General features: G+C 61.0%; 23 protein-coding genes. 11 read left to right on the plus strand and 12 right to left on the minus strand.

The window, feature by feature from the left end; genetic code table 11:
• Position 1: 1 nt before the first annotated feature.
• On the minus strand, positions 2–1,411 hold the full coding sequence (locus tag BFP95_RS04025) for a circularly permuted type 2 ATP-grasp protein (RefSeq protein ID WP_065873131.1): 1,410 nt from the start codon (positions 1,409–1,411) through the stop codon (positions 2–4).
• A 405-nt stretch (positions 1,412–1,816) separates the two neighbouring features.
• Here BFP95_RS04025 and BFP95_RS04030 point away from each other — a divergent pair, with 405 nt between their 5' ends.
• From BFP95_RS04030 to BFP95_RS29915, 3 genes are all read left to right on the plus strand, one after another.
• The gene (locus tag BFP95_RS04030; RefSeq protein WP_065873130.1) at positions 1,817–2,362 is read left to right on the plus strand and encodes a hypothetical protein; all 546 of its coding nucleotides are present in this window, start codon (positions 1,817–1,819) and stop codon (positions 2,360–2,362) included.
• 80 nt (positions 2,363–2,442) lie between these two features.
• On the plus strand, positions 2,443–2,655 hold the full coding sequence (locus BFP95_RS04035) for a hypothetical protein (RefSeq protein WP_049708360.1): 213 nt from the start codon (positions 2,443–2,445) through the stop codon (positions 2,653–2,655).
• 11 nt (positions 2,656–2,666) lie between these two features.
• Positions 2,667–2,801 (plus strand): hypothetical protein, encoded by a 135-nt coding sequence (locus BFP95_RS29915; protein WP_256530457.1) that lies wholly within the window; start codon positions 2,667–2,669, stop codon positions 2,799–2,801.
• On the opposite strand, the gene BFP95_RS04040 is transcribed toward BFP95_RS29915, so the two are convergent.
• The 4 genes from BFP95_RS04040 to BFP95_RS04055 form a co-directional block, all read right to left on the minus strand.
• Positions 2,792–4,144 (minus strand): cation:proton antiporter, encoded by a 1,353-nt coding sequence (locus BFP95_RS04040; RefSeq protein ID WP_065909323.1) that lies wholly within the window; start codon positions 4,142–4,144, stop codon positions 2,792–2,794. The two genes, BFP95_RS29915 and BFP95_RS04040, sit on opposite strands and share 10 nt — an antisense overlap.
• A 251-nt stretch (positions 4,145–4,395) precedes the next feature.
• Positions 4,396–5,613, minus strand: a complete 1,218-nt coding sequence (locus BFP95_RS04045; RefSeq protein ID WP_065909325.1) for an EAL domain-containing response regulator — start codon at positions 5,611–5,613, stop codon at positions 4,396–4,398.
• 9 nt (positions 5,614–5,622) lie between these two features.
• Positions 5,623–6,006: a response regulator gene (locus BFP95_RS04050; protein WP_065909326.1), complete on the minus strand. Its 384-nt coding sequence runs from the start codon at positions 6,004–6,006 to the stop codon at positions 5,623–5,625.
• A complete protein-coding gene (locus tag BFP95_RS04055; protein WP_065873126.1) occupies positions 5,991–7,331 on the minus strand; it encodes a sensor histidine kinase in 1,341 nt (446 codons plus the stop codon). The genes BFP95_RS04050 and BFP95_RS04055 overlap by 16 nt, the downstream gene beginning before the upstream one ends.
• Positions 7,332–7,655: 324 nt before the next feature.
• Between BFP95_RS04055 and BFP95_RS04060 the strand changes: the two genes are divergently transcribed.
• Genes BFP95_RS04060 through xylB form a run of 5 tightly spaced genes read left to right on the plus strand, consistent with a single transcriptional unit; the run spans position 7,656 to position 13,614 of the window.
• Positions 7,656–9,188: a sugar ABC transporter ATP-binding protein gene (locus tag BFP95_RS04060; protein WP_065909327.1), complete on the plus strand. Its 1,533-nt coding sequence runs from the start codon at positions 7,656–7,658 to the stop codon at positions 9,186–9,188.
• The gene (locus BFP95_RS04065; RefSeq protein ID WP_065873124.1) at positions 9,181–10,158 is read left to right on the plus strand and encodes an ABC transporter permease subunit; all 978 of its coding nucleotides are present in this window, start codon (positions 9,181–9,183) and stop codon (positions 10,156–10,158) included. The genes BFP95_RS04060 and BFP95_RS04065 overlap by 8 nt, the downstream gene beginning before the upstream one ends.
• A 34-nt stretch (positions 10,159–10,192) precedes the next feature.
• Positions 10,193–11,125, plus strand: a complete 933-nt coding sequence (locus tag BFP95_RS04070; protein ID WP_065873123.1) for an ABC transporter substrate-binding protein — start codon at positions 10,193–10,195, stop codon at positions 11,123–11,125.
• Between the two features lie 21 nt (positions 11,126–11,146).
• Positions 11,147–12,139, plus strand: coding sequence for a LacI family DNA-binding transcriptional regulator (locus BFP95_RS04075; protein WP_065909329.1), 993 nt, complete (start codon positions 11,147–11,149; stop codon positions 12,137–12,139).
• A gap of 14 nt (positions 12,140–12,153) precedes the next feature.
• Positions 12,154–13,614, plus strand: coding sequence for a xylulokinase (gene xylB, locus BFP95_RS04080; protein ID WP_065909331.1), 1,461 nt, complete (start codon positions 12,154–12,156; stop codon positions 13,612–13,614).
• A gap of 119 nt (positions 13,615–13,733) precedes the next feature.
• On the opposite strand, the gene BFP95_RS04085 is transcribed toward xylB, so the two are convergent.
• Positions 13,734–14,174, minus strand: a complete 441-nt coding sequence (locus tag BFP95_RS04085; protein WP_049708345.1) for an Lrp/AsnC family transcriptional regulator — start codon at positions 14,172–14,174, stop codon at positions 13,734–13,736.
• 109 nt (positions 14,175–14,283) lie between these two features.
• On the opposite strand from BFP95_RS04085, the gene BFP95_RS04090 reads away from it, so the two are divergent.
• Positions 14,284–15,198: a DMT family transporter gene (locus tag BFP95_RS04090; protein ID WP_065873120.1), complete on the plus strand. Its 915-nt coding sequence runs from the start codon at positions 14,284–14,286 to the stop codon at positions 15,196–15,198.
• A 113-nt stretch (positions 15,199–15,311) separates the two neighbouring features.
• Here BFP95_RS04090 and BFP95_RS04095 read toward each other — a convergent pair whose 3' ends face one another.
• The 3 genes from BFP95_RS04095 to fabF all read right to left on the minus strand — a co-directional run bounded on the left by BFP95_RS04095 (position 15,312) and on the right by fabF (position 19,238).
• Positions 15,312–17,291 carry a peptidase U32 family protein gene (locus tag BFP95_RS04095; RefSeq protein WP_065880502.1) on the minus strand — a complete coding sequence of 660 codons (1,980 nt, stop codon included), beginning with the start codon at positions 17,289–17,291 and terminating at the stop codon, positions 15,312–15,314.
• 232 nt (positions 17,292–17,523) lie between these two features.
• Positions 17,524–17,904 carry a RidA family protein gene (locus BFP95_RS04100; RefSeq protein WP_065909333.1) on the minus strand — a complete coding sequence of 127 codons (381 nt, stop codon included), beginning with the start codon at positions 17,902–17,904 and terminating at the stop codon, positions 17,524–17,526.
• Between the two features lie 65 nt (positions 17,905–17,969).
• Positions 17,970–19,238: a beta-ketoacyl-ACP synthase II gene (gene fabF, locus BFP95_RS04105; protein ID WP_065873117.1), complete on the minus strand. Its 1,269-nt coding sequence runs from the start codon at positions 19,236–19,238 to the stop codon at positions 17,970–17,972.
• Positions 19,239–19,346: 108 nt separating this feature from the next.
• On the opposite strand from fabF, the gene BFP95_RS04110 reads away from it, so the two are divergent.
• Both BFP95_RS04110 and BFP95_RS30195 read left to right on the plus strand, forming a co-directional pair.
• The gene (locus BFP95_RS04110; protein ID WP_065873116.1) at positions 19,347–19,835 is read left to right on the plus strand and encodes a winged helix-turn-helix transcriptional regulator; all 489 of its coding nucleotides are present in this window, start codon (positions 19,347–19,349) and stop codon (positions 19,833–19,835) included.
• Positions 19,836–19,958: 123 nt separating this feature from the next.
• Positions 19,959–21,314, plus strand: a complete 1,356-nt coding sequence (locus tag BFP95_RS30195) for a methyl-accepting chemotaxis protein (protein WP_065880504.1) — start codon at positions 19,959–19,961, stop codon at positions 21,312–21,314.
• 129 nt (positions 21,315–21,443) lie between these two features.
• Here the strand turns inward: BFP95_RS30195 and idi are convergent, their stop codons facing one another.
• From idi to BFP95_RS04130, 3 genes are read right to left on the minus strand one after another with little or no spacing between them, the layout of a single operon-like run.
• Positions 21,444–21,986, minus strand: coding sequence for an isopentenyl-diphosphate Delta-isomerase (gene idi / locus BFP95_RS04120; RefSeq protein ID WP_065909334.1), 543 nt, complete (start codon positions 21,984–21,986; stop codon positions 21,444–21,446).
• Positions 21,987–22,013: 27 nt separating this feature from the next.
• Positions 22,014–22,820, minus strand: a complete 807-nt coding sequence (locus BFP95_RS04125; RefSeq protein WP_065909336.1) for a class I SAM-dependent methyltransferase — start codon at positions 22,818–22,820, stop codon at positions 22,014–22,016.
• Entirely contained in the window at positions 22,817–25,054 is a 2,238-nt protein-coding gene (locus BFP95_RS04130) for a cytochrome P450 (protein WP_065890995.1), read from the minus strand. Before BFP95_RS04130 ends, BFP95_RS04125 begins: the two co-directional genes overlap by 4 nt.
• Positions 25,055–25,468: the final 414 nt, after the last annotated feature.

Consider the following 25,468-nt stretch of genomic DNA (forward strand, 5'->3'; position numbering starts at 1 on the left):
CTCAGTCCTCCACCACCCAGGTGTCCTTGGTTCCGCCGCCTTGCGACGAGTTGACGATCAGTGAGCCTTCCTTCAGCGCAACACGGGTAAGGCCACCAGGTACCAGGCGGGTTTCCTTGCCCGACAGCACAAAGGGCCGCAGGTCGATATGCCGCGGAGCAATGCCGTTCTCGACAAAGGTGGGGCAGGTGGACAGGCTCAGTGTGGGTTGGGCGATATACGCGTGGGGTCGGGCCTTGATGCGTTGGCGGAAGTCCTCGATCTCGGCGGCGCTGGAGGCCGGGCCGACCAGCATGCCGTAGCCGCCGGAGCCCTGGGTTTCCTTGACCACCAGTTGCGGCAGGTTGGCCAGGACGTGGGACAGCTCATCGGGTTTGCGGCACTGGAAGGTCGGCACGTTTTGCAGCACCGGTTCTTCATCCAGGTAGAAGCGGATCATCTCCGGCACATAGGGGTAGATCGACTTGTCATCAGCCACGCCGGTGCCGATGGCATTGGCCAGCACCACGTTGCCGGCGCAATAAGCGGCCACCAGACCGGGCACGCCAAGCATCGAGTCGGGGTTGAAGGCCTTGGGGTCGAGGAAGGCGTCGTCGATACGCCGGTAAATCACGTCCACCGGCTTGGGGCCGTCGGTGGTGCGCATGAACACCTTGAGGTCCTGTACGAACAAGTCGGCGCCTTCCACCAGTTCCACGCCCATTTCCCGGGCCAGGAACGCATGCTCGAAGAACGCACTGTTAAAGCGCCCAGGCGTCAGCACCACCACGTTGGGGTTATCCAGGCGGCTGGCGCTTTTCAGGGTCTTAAGGAGCAGGTTGGGGTAATGGTCCACCGGCGCGATGCGCTGCTTGGCGAAGACCTCGGGGAACAGGCGCATCATCATTTTGCGGTCTTCGAGCATGTAGCTCACGCCGCTGGGGGTGCGCAGGTTGTCTTCGAGCACGTAGTAGGTGCCGTCGCCATCGCGCACCAGGTCGACACCGGAAATATGCGAGTAGATGTCGCGGTGCAGGTCCAGGCCGACCATGGCCTTCTGATAACCCTCGTTGCCCAGCACCTGTTCCGCTGGAATGATCCCGGCCTTGATAATGCGCTGGTCGTGGTAGATGTCGGCAAGGAACATGTTCAACGCGTTGACGCGCTGGATACAACCGCGTTCGATCACGCTCCATTCGCTGGCGGGGATGCTGCGGGGGATGATGTCGAAGGGGATCAAGCGCTCGGTGTCTTGCTCGTCACCATACAGCGTGAACGTAATCCCGGCGCGGTGGAACAGCAAGTCGGCTTCACGGCGACGCTGGGCCAGCAGCTCCGGCGGCGTATTCGCCAGCCAGCGGGAGAAGTCTTGATAATGCGCACGGCACGCGCCGTTTGCGTCATTCATTTCATCGAAGAAAGATCGAGCCATTCCAGTACCTTGTCAGTGCCGAGGATAGCCAAGTGGCACTGCCGCTTCAAAAAACGCATTTTTATAAGGCCGTGGCTGAAGGTGCCAACCGGCCTGGTCCTTACTTTCTTATGGGGTCGGCTCTGGGTCGGTGGGTAACGAATGCTCCTGTAACCGGGCAAGGCAGGTGGGTGATGAAAGGGTTAAGCAATGCCTGTGCCGAAACCGCCAATAACCCTATTGTAGTGAGCGGGCTTGCCCCGCGCTGGGCTGCGCAGCGGCCCCCAAAAGGGCGGGAGCGCTACGCAATCCGGCGCGGGGCAAGCCCGCTCACTACAAAATGCGCCAGATTGGTGCGCGAACTAACTTGAACTTCGCCGCCGCCCCTTCCTTCTAAACAGACTCGATCCAAAACGGAGCACGCATGTGCCCAGAATCATATCCCCTGACAGCCCAGAATCGACCCTGACCGATCACAGTGAGCACAACGCCAAGATCTTCGGCTCACCCAAAGACCGCCTCGACTTCTACCGGCGCGAGATACAGTACGAAACCTCGATCCTGGCCAACCGCACCGACGCCTACCTGACGGCGCAGTCGTTCTTGGTCATCGCCTTTGTGTCTGGCATGGGCAACCTCAACCCGGAATGGGGCAAATTGTTCACCCTGGTGGTCCCGCTGTTCCTAGCGCTCCTGGGCATTCTCAGCTCCCTCAACGCCTGGCCCGGCATCCGCGCAGCGTATGACATCATCGATCACTGGCACTTCAAACAGAGCGAACTGCTGCGCAGCGAGCCGGTGATGGGCTTGGCTTATGACGAGTCGCCGCTGTTTTCCGAAGTCGAGTCCTCGCACAAGGGCTATCGCAAATCCTTGCTGTTCTCGGTGCGTACACCGTGGATCTTCATGGTGTTTTGGATAATGCTCGCCGCCTATGCGTTCTACATTCAGGTCGATAACCCAGGCTCATAAGCAAGTTGAACTTCATTGCCCAGGGCGTGACCTTACCTTTACGCAGGCTTCATTTTCCCAACACTGCGAAGAGGTGACCCATGAGCACACACGACGATCCCCAAGTCAGCGGTCGCAACGACCCGGCCATCGACGGCGGCGAACCAGCACCAGGTACTGCCGCCGACGCGCCCAAAGACCCGGCACCCGCCAAAGACCCCAAGGCTGAAGAAAACGACTACAGTCCAGACTTCGAGCCTGAGCCAGAGCCCAAGGCTGAAACCGATGCCGATATCGATACCCAAGGCGGTTAGAGGAGACGGTCATGTCAAAAGAACTTGATGAGGAACTCAACGACCCAGGCAATGAAGACCCTGGCTCGTTGATGGATGACGCAGAAGTGCCGCTCAACGATCTGGATGAAGCGGCGGATGTGGGCAATACCGAGCATCAGGACTGAGTGTTGACCTTGGCTCGTCGTTCATACCACGCCAGCATTGGCTGGGTACTCAGGCCATGAACGACGATGCTCAAGGCGATCACTGACAAGGTCAGGTTCACCGCCACCACACTGCTGGTACCGATCAGCCCATGATTGAGTGCGTAGAACAGGTAATAAATACTGCCAATCCCCCGTATACCGAACCAGCCCATCAGGCCGCGCTGCCGGTGATCGACCAGGCTGCCCCAGGGCATCGCCAGCACACTGACGGGGCGAATCACGCAAAACAGCAGCGCCGCCATCGGCAGCGCCCGCCAATCCCAATGGCTCACCAGCACGATCCCCAGCACCGTCACCAGGAACACCTCCATCGAGCGCTCGACCAGGCTACCAAATGACAGCATGTCGCCCATCATCACGCCGGCGGCGATCTGCGTATCCTGCAGATCGCTCACATCCCCCTGCAATGCGCGCTCAGGCTCGACTTCCAAGTGACCCACCACCGGCAGCGCCAAGTGCTCCGACGGTGTCTGCGAATGACCGGTAGAGCGGAACTCCGCCTGGCGCAAGCCGAGCCCGGCGGCAAACACCGACAGGAAGCCATAACCGCCCACCGCCTCGGCGACCACGTAGGCCAGCGCAATCAGGGCGAGCGTCAGGTAATCGTTAGGCGAGAGCGTGCTGTCACTGTGGGTGATGCGCAACCACAGCGTCACGCGGCCAATGCCGCGCCCCATCCAATAGCCGATCAACAGCCCGGCGGGCACTGCCCAGAGCAGGTTTTTCAACGCCCAGCCGCCCAGCCAATCCCCGTCAAACCCACCGTGCTGCATAAATAGCAGGGCAAAGATCACAAAGGGGAAGGCCGTGCCGTCGTTCAAGCCTGCTTCGCCGGACAGGCCGAAGCGCAGCGCGTCGTAATCCTGAGCGTTATTGACCTGCACCAGGCCCGCCAGCACGGGATCCGTGGGCGCCAGGATCGCACCCACCAGTAACGACGCGCCCCACGGCAACGCAAACACGTAATGCAGCGCCAGGCAGATGCCAAGGATGGTCAGCAACATCACCGGCCCGGCCATGCCAAACGCGATGCGCCAGGTGCGATGTTTGAGCGGCAGGCGCAGCTTCAAGCCGCTGACGAACAGCGAAAACAGCACGGCAACTTCGGTCAGGTGTTCCATCCAGCGCGCGGAGTGCTGGATATCCAGGTGCAGCAAATCCACGCCCAGTGGGCCGATCCCCACGCCCAACAGCAAGCACACCGCCGAGGTCGTGACAGGCATCCAGCGCAGATAGGAGGAGGTGAGGGCAAGGGTAAGCAATACAGCGCCCAGTACGGCCATCCATAGAATAAAAGTCATCGAGCATGCACCAGGGCCGTGGTCTGTTCAGGTTTGAGAGCACGCGCCGCAAGCAGGTTCAATGTGATTGCGGTCTCGAACATTCATTCGCGACCTATTTGACCCATAAACGACAGCCCGCTAAAACCAACCTGCGCCGGCGTGCTGGTGTTCGAGAAACGCCTGGGCGACTACGTGGAAGAAGGCCAGCGTGTGCTGGATCCGTAGCGCTCCCCCCCAACTCGACGCAACTGTGTAGTGAGCGGGACCTCTCAACGCTCCAGCAACAAGCGCTCCAGGGTTTCCACCGGCAACGGCCGGCTGAACAGGTAACCTTGGATCTGATCACAACCGGCCTCTTTCAAGAACGCCAACTGCGCCTGGGTTTCCACGCCTTCAGCCACCACCCGCAGTTTGAGGCTGTGGGCCAGTTCAATGATGGTGCGGGTGATCGCCGCGTCCTGCGGGTTGGTGGTGACTTCGCGGATAAACGCAATGTCGATCTTCAACGTATCGATAGGAAAACGCCGCAGGTACGCCAGGCTCGAATAGCCGGTGCCGAAGTCATCGATGGAAATCTTCACGCCCATGGCGTGCAGGCGCTGCAGGCTGGCGATGGTGTGCTGGGTGTTTTCCATCAAGGAGCCTTCGGTCAGCTCCACTTCGAGCCAATGCGGCTCGACCCCGGTTTGCGCCAGGGTGCGCGCGATATCGGCAATCAGGTCGCCTTCGATCAGTTGATGGCCGGAGACGTTCACCGACACCTCCACCGCACCAATGGCGCCACGTTGCCACTCGGCAATCTGTTGGCACACCTGCTCTATCACCCAGCGTCCCACAGGCACAATCAGCCCAAGGCGTTCCAATATCGGCACAAACACGGCCGGGGATACGGGGCCGTAGTCGGGCCTCTCCCAGCGCAGCAGCGCTTCGAGGGCGCAGAGGCGGCCGCTGGCGATATCGACCTTGGGCTGGTAATGCACGGTGAAGTCTTCGCGCTCGACGGCGTGGCGCAAGGCATTTTCGAGGTCCTGAAGGGCCAAGTCATGCACATTCATTCCCGTTTGCAGTTGCCCCAGCTCGCGCGAATGGCTTGCCAGGTCACCACGTTCTTTGAGCCGCAGCAGGTTGCGCACTCGTAACCACAACTCGACACGCTCGACCGGCTTGCTGATGAATTCCTCGGCACCGGCCTCCAGCCCACTGACACGGGCGCTTTGCTCACTGAGGGCGGATAACATGATGATCGGAATACCCGCGGTGGTGTCATCACCCTTTAATTGGCTGGCGACTTCATAGCCGTCCATGCCCGGCATCATCACGTCCAGCAGGATCAGGTCCGGGGGCTGCTGCGCCACCAACTGCAAGGCTTCTTCACCGCTGCTCGCACTCAGGGTCTGGTAGCCCTCGTGTTGCAGCAGGGTTTCCAGGAGTTTGCGCACCTGGGGTTCATCATCAACGATCAACAACGTCGCGGGTTGGCTGGCCATGGAGCGGACTCATGTGAGGGGTCTGTTGGGCGTTTGCAGCAAGGTGTCGATCACTTGGTACAGCTCTTTGTAACGCAACGGCTTGGTGATGTAGGCGTCACACCCGGCGAGCCGGGTCTTTTCGCGGTCTTCTTTCATCGCCATGGCCGTCAGGGCGATCACCGGGATGTGTGCGGTCAGCGGGTCTTGCTTGAGCAGTGCCGTGGCCGCCAGGCCGTCCATGCCGGGCAGTTGAATGTCCATCAGGATCAACGCCGGCTGTTGTGCGCGGGCCAGGGTCATGCCGGTTTCGGCATCGGGTGCCCACAGCACCGTGTGGCCGGCATTCACCAACAACAAGCGCGCCAGGCGCATATTGGCTTCATTGTCTTCAATGATCAGGATCTCGGCCATGCTGCCTCCGGCGTGCGATGCAGCGGCAACCACGCGACAAACCGCGCGCCACAGCCTTCACGGCTGGCCACGGCAACACTGCCGCCGTGCAAATCCGTTAGTTGCTTGACCATCGCCAGCCCCAGGCCGGTGCCTTCGAATTTGCGCGCCAGGCCGCTGTCGATCTGGCTGAACGCCTTGAACAGCTTGCCCATGTCGTCCTCAGCGATACCAATCCCGGTGTCGCTGACGCTCAACTCGAGGAACTGTTGATGCGCACTGTCGGGCAAGTCGAAGCGGTACACCGGCCATTCGCCGGGAATCTGCCCGACCTGCTCGCGGGCCACCTGGCGCACCGTCAGCGTCACTGAGCTGCCGTGCTCGCTGAACTTCACCGCATTGGCCAGCAGGTTGTAGACGATCTGCTTGGTCTTGCGCAGGTCCAGTTCCAGGCAGCCGAGGTCTTCAGGGCTTTCCAGCTTCAGTTGAATACGTTGCAGCGCGGCCTTTTCCCGCACGATCAACAGACTGTTGGCCAACAAGCCGGAAAGCTCCGCGCTCTCCAGTTCCAGCTCCATCATGCCGGCCTCGACCTTGGACAGGTCGAGAATGTCGTTGATCAATGACAGCAAGTGCTGGCCGCTGGTGAAGATGTCACCGATGTACTCGCGCTGGGTCTCGCTCATTTCGCCGACCAGCCCGTCCTTGAGCGCCTCGGAAAAACCGATCACCGCATTCAGCGGCGTGCGCAGTTCGTGGGACATGGTGGCGAGGAACTCGGACTTCATGTGGCTGGCGTGCTCCAGCTCCAGGTTCTTCTCTTCCAGGGCGCGCTCGAAGCCTTTGCGTTCGGCTTCTTCCTGCTTGCGCGCGGTGTTGTCGGTGCCGATCAGCAGGTAACCGATGATCGTGTCATGCCGGTTGCGCAAGGCGGTCACCGACACCATGGCCGACAGGCGACTGCCATCCTTGCGGATATAGGTCAGCTCGTAGATGTCTTCGATACCCCGGGAGGCCTTGAACACCAGCGCTTCGAAGCCCGGCGTGATCGGCGTGTCCAGTTCCTGGCTGAGCGCGGCCGCGCGGGTGACCAGTTCGATGGGGTCGGAGATATCGGCGGGGGTGATGCGGTTGACCACATCGGCGGCGGCATAGCCGAGCATGCGTTCGGCGCCAACGTTGAAGATCTGGATCACGCCTTTCTCGTCGGTGGCGATGCTCGAGAAATAGGCGCTGTTGAAGATGGCGTCTTGCAGGGCGCCGGTCTTGAGCAGGGTTTTCTGGCGTTTGAACTCGACGATTTTTTCGGCGCGCGATTGCGGCTGTTCGGGTAACGGTGTGTCCATCGCTGTGGCGTTCCGTGGTATTCAGGCCCGTCATCGTCAATCGGCGATGGCGCAGAGCATGCTCACAGAAGATCGCTTGGAGGCGACGAGGAGGAGATGAGGTCCTTGGACAATAGCAGAAATTATGGCGTTTTGATGGCTGGCTAAGGGAGAAATACCTTCGAATGGATATATTCGATCCGAAAACAGTGGTTTTCGAATTTGAGGGTGATGAAACGTTTCATCAATCGACAAATGGTCAACGCAAGCGCTTGCGTAAGAAAATGTATCTGAATTAGAGTCGGCCCACTCGATTACAAAAATAATAATTCCAGGAGCTCATTCATGAGCCTTGAACCCTTACTTGAGATGCAGGGCATCAGCAAAACCTTCAATGGTTTGCGCGTGCTCAAGAATGTCGGCCTGAAGGTCTACCCCGGCGAAATCCACGCCTTGATGGGGGAGAACGGTGCCGGCAAATCGACCTTGATGAAAATCCTTTCCGGCGCCTATCAAGCCGACCCCGGCGGTGAAATCCGCATTGCCGGCCAGCCCATCCCCACCTTCGACCCCGCCACCGCCAAAGCCCTCGGCATTGCCGTGATCTATCAGGAACTGAGCCTGTGCCCGAACCTGAGCGTGGCCGAGAACATCTACCTGGGCCGCGAACTGCGGCGTGGCTGGACCATCGACCGCAAAGGCATGGAGGCCGGGTGCATCGAGGTGCTGCAACGCCTTGGCGCGGATTTCACCCCGTCAACGCGGGTCAGCAACCTGTCGATTGCCGAGCGCCAACTGGTGGAAATCGCCCGCGCCTTGCATGCCCACGCCAAGATCCTGGTGATGGACGAACCCACCACACCCTTGTCATCCCGCGAGACCGACCGTTTGTTCGCGCTGATCAAACAGCTGCGCAGCCAAGGGTTGGCGATCATCTATATCAGCCACCGCATGGCCGAGATCTACGAGCTGTCGGACCGCGTTTCGGTGCTGCGTGACGGCCAATACATCGGCGAGCTGACCCGCGAGGCGCTGTCGGCCGAAGTGCTCGTGAAAATGATGGTAGGCCGCGACCTGTCGGGGTTCTACAAGAAGGAACACGCTGCGTATAACCCCGGCAACGTGGTGATGCGCGTGCGCGACATGGCCGATGGCAAGCGCGTGCGCAACTGTAGTTTCGACCTGCATGCCGGCGAAGTGCTCGGTATTGCCGGCCTGGTCGGGGCAGGGCGCACCGAACTGGCACGGCTGATCTTTGCCGCCGACCCACGCACCTCCGGCACCCTGGAAGTGGTCGGCAAGACCATCACCCAACTGCGCACCCCGGCGGATGCGATTCGCGCCGGCGTCGTTTACCTCACCGAAGACCGCAAGGCCCAGGGCCTGTTCCTCGACATGAGCGTGGCCGACAACATCAATGTCTGCGCGTGTGTACCGGATGCGCATGCCGGCGGTGTGCTCGATCGTGGCCACGCGGCGCAACGCGCGAGGGACGCGATCCAGTCACTGTCGATTCGCGTGGCGTCGGGCAAGGTCAATGTCGGCGCGCTGTCCGGCGGCAATCAGCAAAAGGTGCTGCTGGCGCGACTGTTGGAGGTCAAGCCGCATGTGCTGATCCTCGACGAGCCTACACGCGGCGTGGACATCGGTTCCAAGTCCGAGATCTACCGCATCATCAATCAACTGGCGCAGGCCGGTGTCGGCATTGTGGTGATTTCCAGCGAGCTGCCGGAAATCATCGGCACCTGCGACCGCGTGCTGATCATGCGCGAAGGCCAGTTGGTGGCCGAAGTCGGCGGGGCTTCCGGCCACGTCATCTCCCAGGAACGTATTATTGACCTCGCCACCGGTGGCGATCAGGTGGTTGCCAATGGCTGAATTGAACGTTGCAACAATAGGTAAAGCTGAACGCGCACGCGAGTTGATGCGCACCGTCGGCATGTTGCCGGTGCTGATCCTGTTGCTGGTGGGCTTTGCCTTGGCCAGCGAGAACTTCCTGACGGTGCAGAACCTGTCGATCATCACCCAGCAGGCCTCGGTGAACGTGGTGCTGGCGGCGGGCATGACCTTTGTGATTCTCACGGCGGGTATCGACCTGTCGGTGGGCGCGATCCTGGCCGCGTCGGCGGTGGTGGCGTTGCAAGCGTCGATGTCGCCGCAGTTCGGCATGTTCGGGATTGCCGCCGGTATTGGCTTCGGGCTGTTGCTGGGCCTGGTCAACGGCGGATTGATCGCCTTTATGCGCCTGCCGCCGTTTATCGTCACCCTCGGCGCACTGACCGCCATGCGCGGTTTGGCGCGCCTGTTGGCCGATGACAAGACCGTGTTCAACCCCGACCTGCCGTTTGCGTTTATCGGCAATGACTCGGTGCTCGGTGTGCCCTGGCTGGTGATCATTGCCGTCGCGGTGGTGGCGCTGTCGTGGTTTATCCTGCGGCGCACGGTGATGGGCGTGCAGATCTACTCGGTGGGCGGTAACCCGGAAGCGGCGCGATTGTCGGGGATCAAGGTGTGGAAGGTGTTGCTGTTCGTCTACGCCATGTCCGGTGCGTTGGCCGGGCTGGGCGCGGTGATGAGCGCTTCGCGCCTGTTCGCGGCCAACGGCCTGCAACTGGGGCAATCCTATGAGCTGGACGCGATTGCCGCGGTGATCCTTGGCGGCACCAGCTTTACCGGCGGCGTCGGCACCATCGGCGGCACGCTGATCGGCGCGCTGATCATCGCGGTACTCACCAACGGCCTGGTGCTGCTGGGCGTGTCGGATATCTGGCAATACATCATCAAGGGCATCGTGATCATTGGCGCAGTGGCGCTGGATCGTTATCGCCAGTCCGGTGCGCGGACCTGATTTCACTCATACAACAATCACAAGAGAGACCCGCATGAACGTCAAACGTATCTTTCCCGTTATTGCCTTGGCTGCCTTGATGTCCCAAGCCGTCGAAGCGCGCGAACTCAAAGCCCTCGGCATCAGCATGGGCTCGTTGGGTAACCCGTATTTCGTGACCCTGGCCGATGGCGCCACGGCGCGGGCCAAGGAGCTCAATCCCAACGTCAAGGTGACCTCGGTGTCGGCCGACTATGACTTGAGCAAGCAGTTTTCGCAGATCGACAACTTTATCTCGTCCAAGGTCGACCTGATCCTGATCAACGCGGTAGACCCGTCCGCCATGGCCTCGGCCATCAAGAAAGCCCGCGACGCCGGCATTGTCGTGGTCGCCGTGGATGTCGACGCCAAAGGTGTGAACGCCACCGTGCAGACCGACAACGTCGAGGCCGGCAAGCTGGCCTGCCAGTACCTGGTGGATAAGCTCGCCGGCAAGGGCAATGTGATCATCCAGAACGGCCCGCAAGTCACTGCCGTGACCGACCGCGTCAAAGGGTGCAAGGCGGCACTCGCCAGTGCGCCGCAGATCAAGGTGCTGTCCGATGACCAGGACGCCAAGGGCTCGCGCGAAGGTGGTTTGAACGCCATGCAGGGTTACCTGACGCGCTTCCCGAAAATCGACGGCCTGTTCGCGATCAACGACCCGCAAGCCATCGGCAGCGACCTGGCGGCCAAGCAGCTCAAGCGCAGCGGCATCGTTATCACGTCGGTGGACGGCGCGCCGGATATCGAGAATGCGCTGAAGACCGACACGCAAATCCAGGCGTCCGCCAGCCAGGACCCTTGGGCCATGGCGCAGACCGCGGTGAACGTGGGCAATGACATTCTCAATGACAAAGCCCCAGCCGAAGCGGTGACCCTGCTCACGCCAAAACTGATCACCCGTGACAACGTCGGTACGTACAGCGGTTGGTCGAGTAAACGTTGAATCAGTGAGAGGAACAGCGCCGTGGTCACCATGGATGACGTCGCAAGCAGGGCGGGGGTGTCGACATCGACGGTGTCCCATGTGTTGAACGGTACCCGCAAGGTCAGCCCGGCCACGGTGCAAGCGGTGCAGCAGGCAATCCAGGCGCTGGGGTACATCCCCAACACCCTGGCGCGCTCGCTGGCCCGGTCAAGTACAAGCACGATTGGCGTGGCGATCTCGGCGCTGTCCAACCACTACTTCAGTGAAACGGTGCACGCGATTGAAACCGAATGCGCCAAACACGGCTACATGATGCTGTTTGTCGACACCCACGACGACCCGGAGCAGGAGCTGCGGGTGGTCACGGCGCTGCATCATCGGCGGGTCGACGGGATTGTGCTGGCACCCTCGAACGGCTCCAAGGCGCTGGAGTACCTGCGCGCCAACGAGATTCCAGCGGTGCTGGTGGACCGCATGATGAGCGAGCAGTTTGACCAGGTCGGGGTGGACAACGCCGAGCCCACCCAGGCCCTTATTGAACATCTGATCGCCCATGGTCACCGCCGCATTGGCTTTATCGCCGGACGCGAGGGGTTCAGCACCACCGATGAGCGAGTGGCCGGTTACCGCGCGGCGTTGCACGTGGCGGGGCTGGCGTTTGATCCACAGCTGTTGGTCAATGGCGGCTCCAACACAGAGCCGGCACGCCAGGCCACGGCGCAGTTGCTGGGCCTGGCCGCGCCGCCCACGGCAATCATGGCCGGCAACAACCTGATGACCCTCGGCGCCATGCACGCGCTGCGTGACGCACACATCGCCGTGCCGGGGCAGATGGCCTTGGTCGGCTTTGATGATTTTGACTGGGCGGACTTTTTCGTGCCGCGCCTGACCTTGATCGCTCAGCCGGTCAAGGCACTCGGCGCTCGCGCTGTCGGCCTGTTGTTGCAACGCATGGCTTCGCCCACGGCACCGCCCCAGAGCATGCGCCTGGCGCCAACCCTGCAATGGCGTGACTCATGTGGCTGTAGTTGATTGGAAAACCACGTATGAACCTTCCTGTTTCCCTCGGAATAGACCTCGGCACCTCAGAACTCAAGGCCATCCTGATGGACCTCGACGGTAGGGTGCTGGCCCACGCCGGCGTGCGTCTGAGTGTGTCGCGGCGCCACAGCGGCTGGTCCGAGCAGGCGCCGGAAGATTGGTGGCAGGCGTGTGTGCAGGCGTTGGGGCAACTGCGTGCGCACGAGGCGTTTGCGCGTGTGGCGTGTATCGGCCTGTCCGGGCAAATGCACGGTGCTGTGTTGTTGGGGGAGGACAACCGCGTGTTGTATCCCGCAATCCTGTGGGACGATTCGCGCGCGATCGCTGAGGCTGAACAGTTGGGGGCGGGGTTTGCCGACGTCACGGGCAGCCTGCCCATGGCCGGGCTCACGGCGCCGAAATTGCTGTGGTTGCAACAGCATGAGCCTGAGGTATTCAAGGCCATCGACTGCGTGTTGTCACCCAAGGACTACCTGCGTTTGCGCCTGAGTGGCGATCGTATCAGCGAGATGTCCGACGCTGCCGGGACGTTGTGGCTGGATGTGGCACAGCGTGAGTGGTTCGCCCCGATGCTGCGCGCGACGGGCCTTGTGCCGGAACAGATGCCCAGGTTGGTCGAAGGCGGCGCCGCGAGTGCGGGTTTGACGGCAACCGAGCTAGGGCTGTCGACTGACGTAGTGATTGCTGGCGGCGGTGGCGATAATCCGGTGGCCGCCGTGGGTATCGGTGCGATCAACGCAGGCGATGGCTTCATCACCCTCGGCACCAGCGCGGCGATTGTCGCCATCACTGACCACGCTGCCGGCAACCCAGCCAATGCCGTGCACAGCTTCTGCCATGCGTTGCCCAACCGTTGGTACACCATGGGCGCGATGCTGGCCGGTGCCAGTTGCTTGCGCTGGGTGACGCGGCTGACCGGCACGGCGGATGAGCAAACGTTGTTGGACCACGTGCAACTGCAGTTGCCCATAGGGCAGCCTGTGCCTTTGAACACACCGCTGTTTCTACCGTACCTCGCCGGTGAACGTACCCCCCATAACGATCCGTTGCTGCGCGGTGGATTCATGAGCCTGGGCCATGACTGCACGCCCGCCATGCTCGGCTACGCGGTGATGGAAGGTGTGGGCTTCGGGTTGCTCGATGCCTTGCACGCCGTGCAATCGGCGGGTGCGAATGTCGGTGCCTGCGCCCTGGTGGGGGGCGGGGCGCGCAGCGAATACTGGGCGCAGTTGCTGGCGAATATCCTGCAGCGGGAAATCTTCACCTTGCACGGCAGTGAGTTGAGTGCGTGCATCGGTGCGGCAAAGCTGGGGTTCCTGGCGATCGGGGGGGGGGAGGCGTTGTTGCAGGCGGGGATGCCGGTGAAGGCGAGGTATTTGCCTGATGCCACGCAGCGGCCGGTGCTGGAAGCGCGGTACCGCAAGTTCCGAGGCTTGCTGGTAGCGGCCAAAACGCTGCACGAATAAACGAAGCCGTTCGAATTGTGGGCGCTGGCTTGCCTGCGATAGCGGTGGGTCAGCAATGCAAGTATCAACTGGCAGATCGCAATCGCAGGCAAGCCAGCTCCCACATTAGAACTGCCGTGTTAATCCCCCAGCGGTGGCAAACGCCGTTTCACCGGGGTTTTCTTGACGATGGCCGTGTTGGTTTCCGCATAGGCGTTAAGCCGGTCAAGCAAACTGTCCAGATGATCCATGGTGCGCACATGCAGCCGCGCAATAAAACAATCCTCGCCCGTGACCTTGTCGCACTCCGTGAACTCGGGGATCGCTTGGATCTGGCGCTCCACCTCCTGCAATTTGCCGGGTAACGGGCGAATGCGCACGATGGCCTGCAACAGATAGCCAAAATGCTTGGGGTCGATATCCACGGTGTAGTGGGTCAACACGCCGCGCTCTTCAAGACGCCGCAAACGCTCGCCAACACTGGGCGAAGACAGCCCGGTAATGCCGGCCAAGGCCTTGAGCGACAGGCGTGAGTCGTCCATCAAAGCGGCGATCAGTTGCTGGTCGATGGTGTCAATCATGGGGTCCGCCTAATAAGTAAAGGCTATCCAGGTGTTTGACCTTTTTTAGTCACTGGAGCCGCTCTCAAGCAGATTGCCATAATTGAGCCTCACTTGAGGAGCCTTAATCATGGACATATCCATCCGTCGCGGGTCGTGGGAAATGGTCGCCGCCATGCTGATCTCGGGCACCATTGGCTGGTTTGTATTGGTCTCTGGCGTGTCGGTGATCGAAGTGGTGTTCTGGCGCTGCGTGATCGGCGGGCTGACACTGTTGCTGGTGTGCGCGCTGCTCGGGTACTTGCGCCTGGACCTGCTCAGCTGGGCCAAGGTCGGGCTGGCGATGCTCAGTGGCGTGGCGATTGTCGGTAATTGGTTGTTGCTGTTTGAGTCCTATTCCCACGCGTCAATTGCCATCAGTACGGCGGTGTACAACGTGCAGCCGTTCATGTTGGTGATGTTGGCGGCGGTGTTCCTGGGTGAAAAGATCACCGTGCAGAAGCTTGCGTGGCTGAGCGTGGCGTTTCTCGGGATGTTGGCGATTGTTACCGCCCATGGCGATCAACAGAGCAGCGGCGCAGATTACCTGGTGGGTATCGCGCTGGCGTTGGGCGCAGCGTTTTTGTATGCGATTGCGGCGTTGATCATCAAGCGTTTGAAAGAGGTACCGCCGCATTTGATGGCGTTGATCCAAGTCGCAACCGGGGCGGTGCTGCTGGCGCCTTTAGTGCCCTGGAACAGCCTGCCAACGGCGCCAGACGCCTGGGCCGCACTGGTAACGCTTGGCGTGGTGCACACCGGCTTGATGTATGTGTTGCTGTATGGCGCGATCCAGAAATTGCCGACGGCCATCACCGGAGCACTGTCGTTTATCTACCCGATTGCAGCGATCTTCGTCGATTGGATGGCTTTCGGGCATCGCCTGGGCTGGCTGCAATGGCTGGGGGTCGTGGCGATTCTGCTGGCGGCTGCCGGCCTGCAGCGCGGCTGGCGCTGGCCTGTAGTGAGCGGGCTTGTCCCGCGCTGGGCTGCGAAGCGGCCCTAAAATCAGACACTGTGTTCTACCTGGAAGAACGCGGTGTTTTTTATTGGGGCCGCTTCGCAGCCCAGCGCGGGACAAGCCCGCTCACTACAAGCTGTTCCAATATTGGCGATGGATCAGTGCGTGCCCTGAAAGATGATGTTTTCCGGGTTGAAATGCTCCACCGCACTGCCCGGCTGCGGCAGACCGAGGATGTGCCCCTTTATCTTGCCCACCACGTGCATCTCGCACGGCTTGCAGTCGAACTTCAAGGTCAGCACTTCATCGCCATGGATCAACTGCATCGGCGCTACCTTGGTCTTCACGCCGGTGACACCCTTGGCCTGTTTAGGGCACAGGTTGAACGAGAAACGCAGGCAGTGCTTGGTGATCATCACCGGCACTTCGCCGGTTTCTTCGTGGGCTTCGAAGGCGGCGTCGATCAGCTTCACACCGTGACGGTGGTAGAAGTTGCGGGCTTTCTGGTTGTACACATTGGCCAGGAACGACAGGTGTGCTTCCGGGTACACCGGCGGCGGCGAGGTCTCGGCTTTGCGGCCACCGCGCGGGTGAGCGGCGATGCGTGCGGCGGTCAGCGCTTCAATCACTTCGCGGCGCAGTGCCTTGAGCTGTGAGTTGGGGATGAAGAACGCTTGCGGTGCATCCAGCTGGATGTCCGTCGCGTGGTATTCGGTGGTGCCCAACTGGCCGAGCAGGTCGCGCAGGGTGTCCAGCGCCTGTTCCGGCTTGTTGGCCACGCCGAACGGGCCGGGCAGGGTGACGCTGGCGCTGATGCCTTCTTCGCTGGTGGCGGTGACTTCCAACTGCTCTTCACGCAGGCGCGCGGCCCACGCCAGCCCGATACGGCGCTCGGCGGAGGTCTTTTGCAAGGCCTGCTGCCAGTTATGGTCCAGGTTGCGGTTCAGCGGATGATTCGGGCGCAGTTGATGCAGGCCGGCCGGCATTTCGTTCGGCTCGACGCGGTAGCGGTAGCGTTTCTCGCCGTCTTCCTCGAACTCGCCTTTAGGCTCGGCGATGTTGGCGCGGAAACCCACGACTTCACGCTTGACCAGCACATTGAGGCCGTCGCCGTTGGACAACGGCTCATGGGTGACAACCTGCAAGTCGCGCTTGCCGGCTTTTTCCACCACACCCACCGGCAAGCCGGTAAACGTCGGGGTGTCGAAGGCGCCGATGTCGATCTTGCGGTCGCTGACGAAATAGTCGGTGCTGCCACGGTGGAAGGTTTTTTCCGGGTCGGGCAGGAAGAAATGCGCCGTACGGCCGCTGGACGCGCGAGCCAGGTCCGGGCGGTCTTCAAGAATCTCGTCGAGGCGCTGGCGGTAATAGGCGGTGATGTTCTTCACATAGCCCATGTCTTTGTAGCGGCCTTCGATCTTGAACGAGCGCACGCCGGCCTCGACCAGGGCGCGCAGGTTGGCGCTCTGGTTGTTGTCTTTCATCGACAGCAGGTGCTTTTCAAACGCCACGACGCGGCCCTGGTCATCCTTCAAGGTGTACGGCAGGCGGCAGGCCTGGGAGCAGTCGCCACGGTTGGCGCTGCGGCCATTTTGCGCGTGGGAGATGTTGCACTGCCCGGAGAACGCTACGCACAAGGCGCCGTGGATAAAAAACTCAATGGCCGCATCGGTTTCATCAGCGATGGCGCGGATTTCCTGCAGGTTCAGCTCACGGGCCAATACCAGCTGCGAGAAACCGGCCTGGTCGAGGAACTTGGCGCGGCCGAGGGTACGAATGTCGGTCTGGGTGCTGGCGTGCAGCTCGATGGGCGGAATATCCAGTTCCATCACGCCCAGGTCTTGCACGATCAACGCATCGACGCCGGCGTCGTAGAGCTGATGGATCAGCTTGCGCGCGGGTTCCAGTTCGTTGTCATGCAGGATGGTGTTGATGGTGGTGAACACGCGCGCGTGGTAGCGGCGTGCGAACTCCACCAGGGAAGCGATCTCACTCACTTCGTTACAGGCGTTATGGCGCGCGCCGAAGCTCGGGCCGCCGATGTAGATGGCGTCGGCGCCATGCAGGATGGCCTCGCGCGCAATGGCGACATCGCGGGCGGGGCTGAGCAATTCGAGGTGATGCTTGGGCAAGGACATAGTTTTTTTAGTCAGGCTTGTCACGGTTGAGGCGCGCATTGTAGCTGTGAAACGCTGGGCGGGCACCTACCGCAGGGCTGGCGGCCTATGCGTCCCATGCTTAGAGGGTGCAAACCCAATCGAATGTGGGAGCGGGCTTGCTCGCGAATGCGGTGGATCAGCCAATACATCTGTCGACTGACACACCGCATTCGCGAGCAAGCCCGCTCCCACATTTTTGACCGAGTTCGGCTTAGGCCTTGGCGGCCATTGCGGTGACTTCCACGCGCATGCCTTCAACCGCAAGGGAGGCCACACCCACCGCCGCGCGCACGGGCCAGGGCTTGGCGAAGAAGCGTTTGTAGACCTCATTAAAGGCGGCGCGATCGGCCATGTCGGTGAGGTAGATGGTCAAGTGCATCACCCGATCCATGGAACTGCCGGCCTTTTCCAGCGCGACTTTCAAGGCTTGCAGGGTGCATTCGCTTTGCAGGGTGATGTCGCCCAGTTCCAGGCTGCCATCGGCGCGGGTCGGGATCTGGGTGGACACCAGGATGCCGTTGAAGCCGATCACATCCGATGAAATCGAGTCGGCATCTGGGTCAGGGGTGTAGTGCAGGTCGTGGTTGGCCATGGGCGCCTCGCGTTGGCAGGTTCAGAAAGGCGCCCATGGTCCTCGAAAACGACAGCAGGGGCAAACTACGCCCAGCGGCGGAACAGCACACTGGCATTGACGCCGCCAAAACCGAAGCCATTGGACAGTGCGTATTCAATCGCCATTGGCCGGGCTTCACCGCGCAGCAGGTCCAGGCCATCGGCGAGGGCGTCGGGGTTTTGCAGGTTGAGGGTGACCGGGGCGATCTGATCGCGCAGGGCCAGTACGGTGAAAATGGCTTCGATGCCACCCGCAGCCCCCAGCAGGTGGCCGGTAGCGGATTTGGTCGAGCTTATTGCAAGGCTGCCGTTGGCGCCGAACACCGTTTTAATCGCGGCCAATTCACCTTTGTCACCCACTGGCGTCGACGTGGCGTGGGCATTCAAGTACTGCACCTCAGCCGCCTGGATTCCGGCCTGGCGCAGTGCCTGCACCATCGCCCGCCGTGCGCCATCGCCGTCTTCAGGGCCGGCCGTCATGTGATAGGCGTCGGCGCTGGTGCCGTAGCCGACCAACTCCGCAATCGGCTGTGCACCCCGCGCCAGGGCATGTTCCAGCGCCTCGATGACGAGGATGCCGGCGCCTTCGCCCATGACGAAACCGTCACGCGCCTGGTCGAATGGCCGCGAGGCCCGTTCAGGTGTGTCATTGAAGTCGCTGGACAACGCCCGCGCTGCCGCAAAACCCGCCAGGCTGACCCGATGGATCGCTGCTTCGGCACCGCCGCACACCGCCACGTCGACTTCACCGGCGCGAATCATCCGCGCTGCATCCCCAATGGCCTGCACACCCGCCGCACAAGCGGTCACCGGGGCACCCAGTGGGCCTTTCAACCCGTAGTTGATCGACACATGCCCGGCCGCCATGTTGCTCAGAAAGGAGGGAATAGTGAACGGCGACAACCGCCGCGGGCCTTTGCTGTCGGTGGTGCGCACAGCATCGGCAATCGCCGGGAAGCCGCCCACGCCTGAGGCAATGATGGTGGCAGTGCGCTCTTGCTCTTCAGGTGTTTTCGGTGCCCAGCCGGCTTGCTTCAGTGCTTCATCCGCCGCTGCCAGTGCGAACAAAATAAAGCGGTCCATCTTGCGTTGCTCCTTGGCCGCCAGCAGCCGATCAGGATCAAACCCGGCTTCCGGGTCCTGCTGCACGCTTTGCACCTGGCCGCCAATGCTGACGGCCAAGTCTCCAATCAACGCCTCCGGCAGGCGACGAATGCCCGACTGCCCGGCCAACAGGCGTTGCCAAGTGGATTCCACGTCAGCGCCCAGCGGCGTCAGTGCGCCCATGCCTGTCACAACGATGCGTTTATTCATGATCAATCGACTCCAGTTGCGTTGAGGGAACAGACCCTATGGACGTCACTATCATCATGAAAGTAACATGGCGTCACGCACATTTGTACTCATCCACAGGTTACCGCCATGCAACGCAAGTCCCTCACCCGCGACGAATGCCCCATCGCCCGCAGCCTTGAACGGGTAGGGGAGTGGTGGAGCATCCTGATCATGCGTGACGCATTGCAGGGCCTGCGCCGGTTCGATGAGTTCTCGCGCAGCCTGGGCATCGCGCCCAATATGCTCACACGCCGTCTCAACGCGTTGGTGGAGGCGGGCATGCTCGAACGCCGGGCCTACAGCGAACGCCCGCCGCGCCATGAATATGTGCCGACGGCCAAGGGTGAGGATTTCCGTATGGTGCTGATGTCACTGGTGGCCTGGGGCAATCGGCATTACGCCGAGGAGGGCGCCAGTGTCGAGTTGGTGGAGCGCGAAACGGGCAGGCCGGTACAGCCGATGTTTGCAAATGCCGAAGGGCGTGTGGTGCCGTTGGACCAGTGCGTGTTGCAGGCTGGCCCTGCAGCCAGCGCCGGCATGCGCGAGCGGTTGGCACTGCTCGACGCAAAGCCTTGAATGACGGGGGCTGCAGCAATTATCTGGCGCCAGAAAATAAACATTTTTGCCGCGTCAAGTCGCGTATTTCCCAGCCGATAGCCAATCAAGAGATTAGTTTTTCCGCGCGGCTGAGGGTACGTCATGTTCAACAAAACACTCAAAACCGAACTGGCGGCCAGGACGGCCGAATCCACTGAGTACAAAGGACTGATCGTCGCACTGGAACGCTCCATGGCCGTGGTCGAATTCGACCTCAATGGCAAGGTGCTGCGGGCCAACGATAACTTTCTCAAGACCCTGGGCTACAGCGCGGGTCAATTGAGCGGCAAATCCCACCGCGACTTTTGCTTGCCGGCGCTGACCAGCAGTGCAGCGTACAGCCAATTCTGGAGTGATTTGAAAGCCGGCAAGTTTGTATCAGGCACCTTCAAGCGCGTCGATGCCAATGGCAAGACGGTCTGGCTGGAAGCGAGCTACAACCCGGTCCTGGATGAACGCGGCCAGGTGCTGAAAGTGGTCAAGTACGCCTTGGACGTCACCGCCAAAGTGGAGCAGGAAGCGGCCACTTCCAGCAAACTGGTCGCGCTGGACCGGGCAATGGCCGTGATCGAGTTTGACCTCGGCGGCAACGTATTGGACGCGAACGCCAACTTCTTGAACGTGATGGGTTATTCGCTGGCGGAACTCAAAGGCAAACACCACCGCCTGTTTTGCGAACCGACCCTGGTCAACAGCAGTGAATATGCCGACTTCTGGCGTCGCCTGAACAACGGCGAATTTTTCACCGGGCAATTCAAGCGCCTGGGCAAACATGGCCGGGTGGTATGGCTGGAAGCCAGTTACAACCCGGTCTACGACGGCGACGGCAAGTTGGTCAAGATCGTCAAGTTCGCCAGCGATATCACCGAGCGTGTGGAGAAGTTCGAGGAAGACTCCCGTGGTGCTTCACGGGCCTACCATATTTCGTCCGAAACCGAGCGTTTTGCCGAGCATGGCACCCAGGTGATCCAGGAGACCGCCAGCGAGATGCGCCGCATCGCCGACAACATTGGCGCTTCTGCGCGACTGGTCGGGCAACTGGGCGATCGTTCGGAGCAGATCACCGCCATCGTCAATACCATTCGCGGTATCGCCGACCAGACCAACCTGTTGGCGCTCAACGCGGCCATCGAAGCGGCACGTGCGGGCGATCAAGGGCGCGGCTTTGCGGTAGTGGCCGATGAAGTGCGGCAACTGGCCGGGCGCACCAGCCGTTCCACGGCGGAAATCGCTGAGATGATCGGCATGATCCTCTCGGAAACCCGTGACGCCGTCACCAGCATGAACGCCACCCAGGAAGGCGCCCAACGCGGTGTCAACCTGGCGGATCAGGCGGGCTCGGTCATCCTGCAGATTCGCACCAGCACCAGTGATGCGGTGCAGGCCGTGAGCATGTTTGCGTCGAAGCTGGACGAGTCGGAAGTGATTCCCAAGACCGCCGTGGGTTGGATGGGCTGATGTGGAGAAGGGGGGGTTGTGGTGAGGGGGGCTTTGGTCAGGGCACCCCTTATTGATCGCGCCAGCCTTGGCGCTGCCGGTGTCGAGGGGGCGGTAGAGGTTGCCGCCGCAGAATCTGCGGCGGATTTTTCACGCCTGCAAGGCGGGCGTATCAAACGAAGGGTGCTCCGATATAAGGCGCTGCCATTCCATCCGGAACCACGGCGTGAATGGGGCCTGTGCCGATGAAAGTTGGGCTGATATTTCAGCGCGGGTCTGCCACTTGATCTCGCTGACTTCTTCGGTAGTCGGCAACACCTTAGCGTCAGATTGGGCAACCAGCACATGGCACAATTCGTGTTCCGCACCGATTTCACCAAAGTGCGCATGGTATTCAAAACTATAGAGAACGCGGCAGGAGGCAGAAATGCCCAGTTCCTCGCGCAGGCGACGAGACGCGGCATCCGTAATGCTCTCGCCAGGGGCTGGATGGCTGCAGCAGGCATTCGACCAGAAGCCTGGCCACAGCATTTTGCCTGCGGCACGCCGTTGGAGCAGATGACGCCCCGCGCTGTCGATCAAATGTACCGAAAATGCGCGATGGCGCTGTCCCGCCCCCAAGTGGGCGACGCGTTTGTCACAAACACCGATTTCTACGTCCTGTGCGTCAACTAACACCACATTATGGGTCATTTTGTATGTCCTTCAGTGCTATGCCTTTTACTCAAGAGTGGGGACTTGTCCCCAGGCGCTGACTAATGTCATCGCTGCGTCGGTAAACGCTGGATCCGCACGCAGGTTGGCCATGGCATTCAGGTCTTCCTGGGTGAGTAGCCCGAGTTTCAGCAGCGCTGGCCCTGCCTGTGCAGTGGTTGACGCCCAGAAGGTATCGGCTGGGCTGCTGTCGCCGATTCGGCCTTCGACGGTGCGGTGCGTAACTTTCGCGAGTCCAAGGGCACGTAATTGGTCGGGGAGGGTATCGGCCCAAAGCATGTCGGAACCGATAGACTGCTCCAGCAGCGCGATGCCGGCCTGGGCCACTTTGCGGAACAGCGGGTGCGCAGTGTTCAAGCTCGGTTGCAGGCTCACGTCTTCGATTACCAACCAGCCACCAGGGCGCAGCCAAGTGATCGCTCGCGTCAATACATCTTCGCGCTCACTGAGGTGACACAGCAGCGCCCGTGCGTGCACGACATCAAAGGAGGCAGCAGGGAACTCCTCGGTTGCCGCATTATGGGAGAGCACCCGAATGCCGGGTAAACCAGTCAGGAATCGGGTATCGATGTCGGTGGCCGTGACCGTCGCATCAGGATATTGCTGGGTCAGCCAACCCGCGAACGATCCAGCGCCAGCGCCCAGATCGAGGATAGCGGGCTTGGCCGGCAGCTCAAGCTGATCAAAAACCGTGTGGCTCAACGGGTCAAAGGCATATTCCAGGGTGCGCAGCCGTTCCAATTGGCCGGCGTGCTGATCACCGAGATAGCTGCTGGTGTAGTCGGGCGCCTCGGCGGCGTCGATAGCGGTCATAGTGAGACCTCCAGTCGATCGGGCCCGCGGTTGAGGAACCCACGCTCGATGGGCTGAAAGCCCGGCGACCAGCGTACGTTTGGATAGGTCTGCAGCAGCAGGCGAGCGCCGATCGTGATTTCCATCCGTGCCAGCAGCGATCCGAGGCAGAAGTGACGCCCCGCGCCAAAAGCGAAGTGACTGGTCGACTGATTGCCGCGCGCCATATTGAAGGTGTCCGGGTCGGTGAATTGGTCCGGATCACGGTTGGCCGAACCGATCAGGCAAGCCAGGGTCGCGCCAGCAGGAATCGTTCCGGACGGCAGTTCCAACGCTTCACGGGCCTCTCGCAATATGAGCTGCAGCGGAGGGTTACGTCGCAGGGTTTCGGCGAGCGCATCGTCCATCAACTCTGGATTGGCCATCACCGCATCCTTGAGGCCTGGCTCGCTCAACAGGTTGACGATGAGATTGGCCAGCGCGCCGTGACTGGTCTCGCTGCCCGCTGTCATGAGGATCGCACAGTAGGCCCTCACGAACGTCTCGGACAACGGCTGACCGTCAATGCAGGCTGCCAGGAGTTGCGAGATCAAATCGTCTTTCGGCTCCGCACGGCGGGCGTCGATGTGTGGCTGGATGAAGTCGTAGAAACTGTCTCGGTTGGATAACCCACCGGTCAACAGTGAAGGATCCTGTCGATAGTTACCCATATAAGCGAAGCCGATGGCACACCAGTTCTTTAGCTGCGTCACCTCCTCGCAGGTTTCAGCCGGAAGACCCAGCACCTTGGCCATCACCCGCACCGGCAGTGCGGTGGTGAAATCTTCAATAAGTTCCACCTGGGAGCGGCCGCGCATGCGTTCGAGCAGATCGGTGGTGACCGAGATGATGGAGGTTTCGAGCACGGCGAGTGTTTTGCTGCGAAATGCTGGGGTGAGCAACGCCCGGTGCTGAGTGTGTTCGCAGCCGTCCATGGCGACTAGCGTGTGTCCCAGCAGCGGTCCGATCTGCCAAGCGTAGTTATTACTGCTCACCGCTGGATGGGTGAGTGCGGCTTTGACATCCACATGGCGACTGACCAGCCACACATCGGTGGGCTCGTCGTAGACAATCGGTAGTGTGGTACGCAAACGCTCATACAAGGGGTAGGGGTCGATTTCGAACTGTCGGGACTTGAGGGTCGGCGGGGTGAGATTCAGGTCCACTTGCCGGCCGGCCTGCGCCGCGGAATCGTTGGCATGCAGGTGATACCGGGAAACGCTACGGTGCCAATCGCCCGCCGCCCGCACAATGTGTCGCAGCCGATCCGGGTGGTTCGCGGCGAACGGCGGTTGATCTGCCTGCCGAGTGGCGACAGTGGTGAACTGCGCGACCGCCGTATTTACCATCTGATGGGCGGATTCGATTGCGGCTGGCCAATCGAGGCCAGCGCTGCCCGCCAGTATCGAGACTAGATTGAAGCGCTCACCACACACCACATCTTTGGCAATCGAATGGATATCGTTCGTCCAGGCAATAATGTCGGCACTGTGTTCGCGTAACCTGTTCCACCCTTCGATGTCGGCTGAAGGCTGGTAGGGGTCGAGCGTTTCGGCCCCATCGATCAGATCAAAGAAGAACAGCGCGCCAAACGAGTCCCGACGCAGCGGCAGATACTCGGCCAATGTGAGCGTCGTGTCGGTTTCGCGCATTCGTACCAGCGTCGCCTGCGCATGCAGATGCCGGATCAAATGCCGCACGAGCCTTTGTCGCCAACGCTCGTCACCCAAGTACCGGGTCTGTGGCCACAGATCATCGACCAGGGCAACGAGCATGGGGTCGTCAAATCGGTTCTTGTCACCCGACAGGTCAGCACTGTTCTGCTCGGTGACGGCCCGCACCGCACTGACGAAACACGCCAACGTACCGTTTTCCGCCCATGGCCCGTCGTCGATGCGGTCATCGAGAATGAGTGCCCACAGATACCAGCACACCAGGATCTCGGCCCGATGCGTGGGCGCTTCCCCGCACAGCGCTATCCCCAGTTCGAGCAGTGGAGTGGTGCTCAGACGATGTGCACCGCGGCGGCCGATCAAACCGTAGCGCTGGGCCCAGGCGAGAGCATGCGCGCGCAAATGAGCGCTGTCGGTGCGGGGTGGCGGACAGGAGAAAGGAAGGTCTATCTGAGGAATAATCAGCGTTGATCGCGGTAAATGATCGCTATGGCCGTGGCCGTGGCCGGTGCCGGGATCGCTTTCGCGGTGTTCCGGGGGCATGAAACTCTCCTTTTTTATAGATAATTGACGGCTATTCCAGGAAGCCGCCTGTTTTGCGACCACTGGCCATGGATGTCCGAAACGCCCTGCGGAACGCGTCGAGATCGTTGCCCCAGCCGTTCCGGCGCTAGCGCCTTATCGGTCAGCTTTCCAGCCGGCGTGACCTTACTCGAAAGCGAACAGCGTTCGATGTCGGAAAAGGTTGAGATTGATACGGAAAAAGCCGCTGGATACGGCGCGCAAAGGCCCAGCGCCTGAGTAGTTATGTCGACTTGTCTTTTGTGGGGACAGCGCGAAGCAATGCTGACCAGATGCAACAAGGGCGGTAGGAGGAGGGCAATTAAACAGGAGAACCTGGGGTTACCGCAGGCGGGTAATCGGTTCTTAACCTGAACGAAAAGGGACCGATGTCCC

This window comes from Pseudomonas sp. 58 R 12 (assembly GCF_900005865.1).
In the GTDB taxonomy this organism is placed as follows: domain Bacteria; phylum Pseudomonadota; class Gammaproteobacteria; order Pseudomonadales; family Pseudomonadaceae; genus Aquipseudomonas; species Aquipseudomonas tritici.

Bases quoted from the DNA above. Each gene is read 5' to 3' on its own strand.
- fabF (WP_065873117.1), bottom strand. From the start codon at position 19,238: ATGAATAAACGCATCGTTGTGACAGGCATGGGCGCACTGACGCCGCTG.
- BFP95_RS04070 (WP_065873123.1), top strand. From the start codon at position 10,193: ATGAACGTCAAACGTATCTTTCCCGTTATTGCCTTGGCTGCCTTGATG.
- BFP95_RS04100 (WP_065909333.1), bottom strand. From the start codon at position 17,904: ATGGCCAACCACGACCTGCACTACACCCCTGACCCAGATGCCGACTCG.
- BFP95_RS04085 (WP_049708345.1), bottom strand. From the start codon at position 14,174: ATGATTGACACCATCGACCAGCAACTGATCGCCGCTTTGATGGACGAC.
- BFP95_RS04130 (WP_065890995.1), bottom strand. From the start codon at position 25,054: ATGCCCCCGGAACACCGCGAAAGCGATCCCGGCACCGGCCACGGCCAC.
- BFP95_RS04035 (WP_049708360.1), top strand. From the start codon at position 2,443: ATGAGCACACACGACGATCCCCAAGTCAGCGGTCGCAACGACCCGGCC.
- BFP95_RS04110 (WP_065873116.1), top strand. From the start codon at position 19,347: ATGCAACGCAAGTCCCTCACCCGCGACGAATGCCCCATCGCCCGCAGC.
- BFP95_RS04040 (WP_065909323.1), bottom strand. From the start codon at position 4,144: ATGACTTTTATTCTATGGATGGCCGTACTGGGCGCTGTATTGCTTACC.
- BFP95_RS04095 (WP_065880502.1), bottom strand. From the start codon at position 17,291: ATGTCCTTGCCCAAGCATCACCTCGAATTGCTCAGCCCCGCCCGCGAT.
- BFP95_RS04050 (WP_065909326.1), bottom strand. From the start codon at position 6,006: ATGGCCGAGATCCTGATCATTGAAGACAATGAAGCCAATATGCGCCTG.
- BFP95_RS04045 (WP_065909325.1), bottom strand. From the start codon at position 5,613: ATGGCCAGCCAACCCGCGACGTTGTTGATCGTTGATGATGAACCCCAG.
- BFP95_RS29915 (WP_256530457.1), top strand. From the start codon at position 2,667: ATGTCAAAAGAACTTGATGAGGAACTCAACGACCCAGGCAATGAAGAC.
- BFP95_RS04065 (WP_065873124.1), top strand. From the start codon at position 9,181: ATGGCTGAATTGAACGTTGCAACAATAGGTAAAGCTGAACGCGCACGC.
- xylB (WP_065909331.1), top strand. From the start codon at position 12,154: ATGAACCTTCCTGTTTCCCTCGGAATAGACCTCGGCACCTCAGAACTC.
- BFP95_RS04060 (WP_065909327.1), top strand. From the start codon at position 7,656: ATGAGCCTTGAACCCTTACTTGAGATGCAGGGCATCAGCAAAACCTTC.
- BFP95_RS04090 (WP_065873120.1), top strand. From the start codon at position 14,284: ATGGACATATCCATCCGTCGCGGGTCGTGGGAAATGGTCGCCGCCATG.
- BFP95_RS04125 (WP_065909336.1), bottom strand. From the start codon at position 22,820: ATGACCGCTATCGACGCCGCCGAGGCGCCCGACTACACCAGCAGCTAT.
- BFP95_RS04025 (WP_065873131.1), bottom strand. From the start codon at position 1,411: ATGGCTCGATCTTTCTTCGATGAAATGAATGACGCAAACGGCGCGTGC.
- BFP95_RS30195 (WP_065880504.1), top strand. From the start codon at position 19,959: ATGTTCAACAAAACACTCAAAACCGAACTGGCGGCCAGGACGGCCGAA.
- idi (WP_065909334.1), bottom strand. From the start codon at position 21,986: ATGACCCATAATGTGGTGTTAGTTGACGCACAGGACGTAGAAATCGGT.
- BFP95_RS04055 (WP_065873126.1), bottom strand. From the start codon at position 7,331: ATGGACACACCGTTACCCGAACAGCCGCAATCGCGCGCCGAAAAAATC.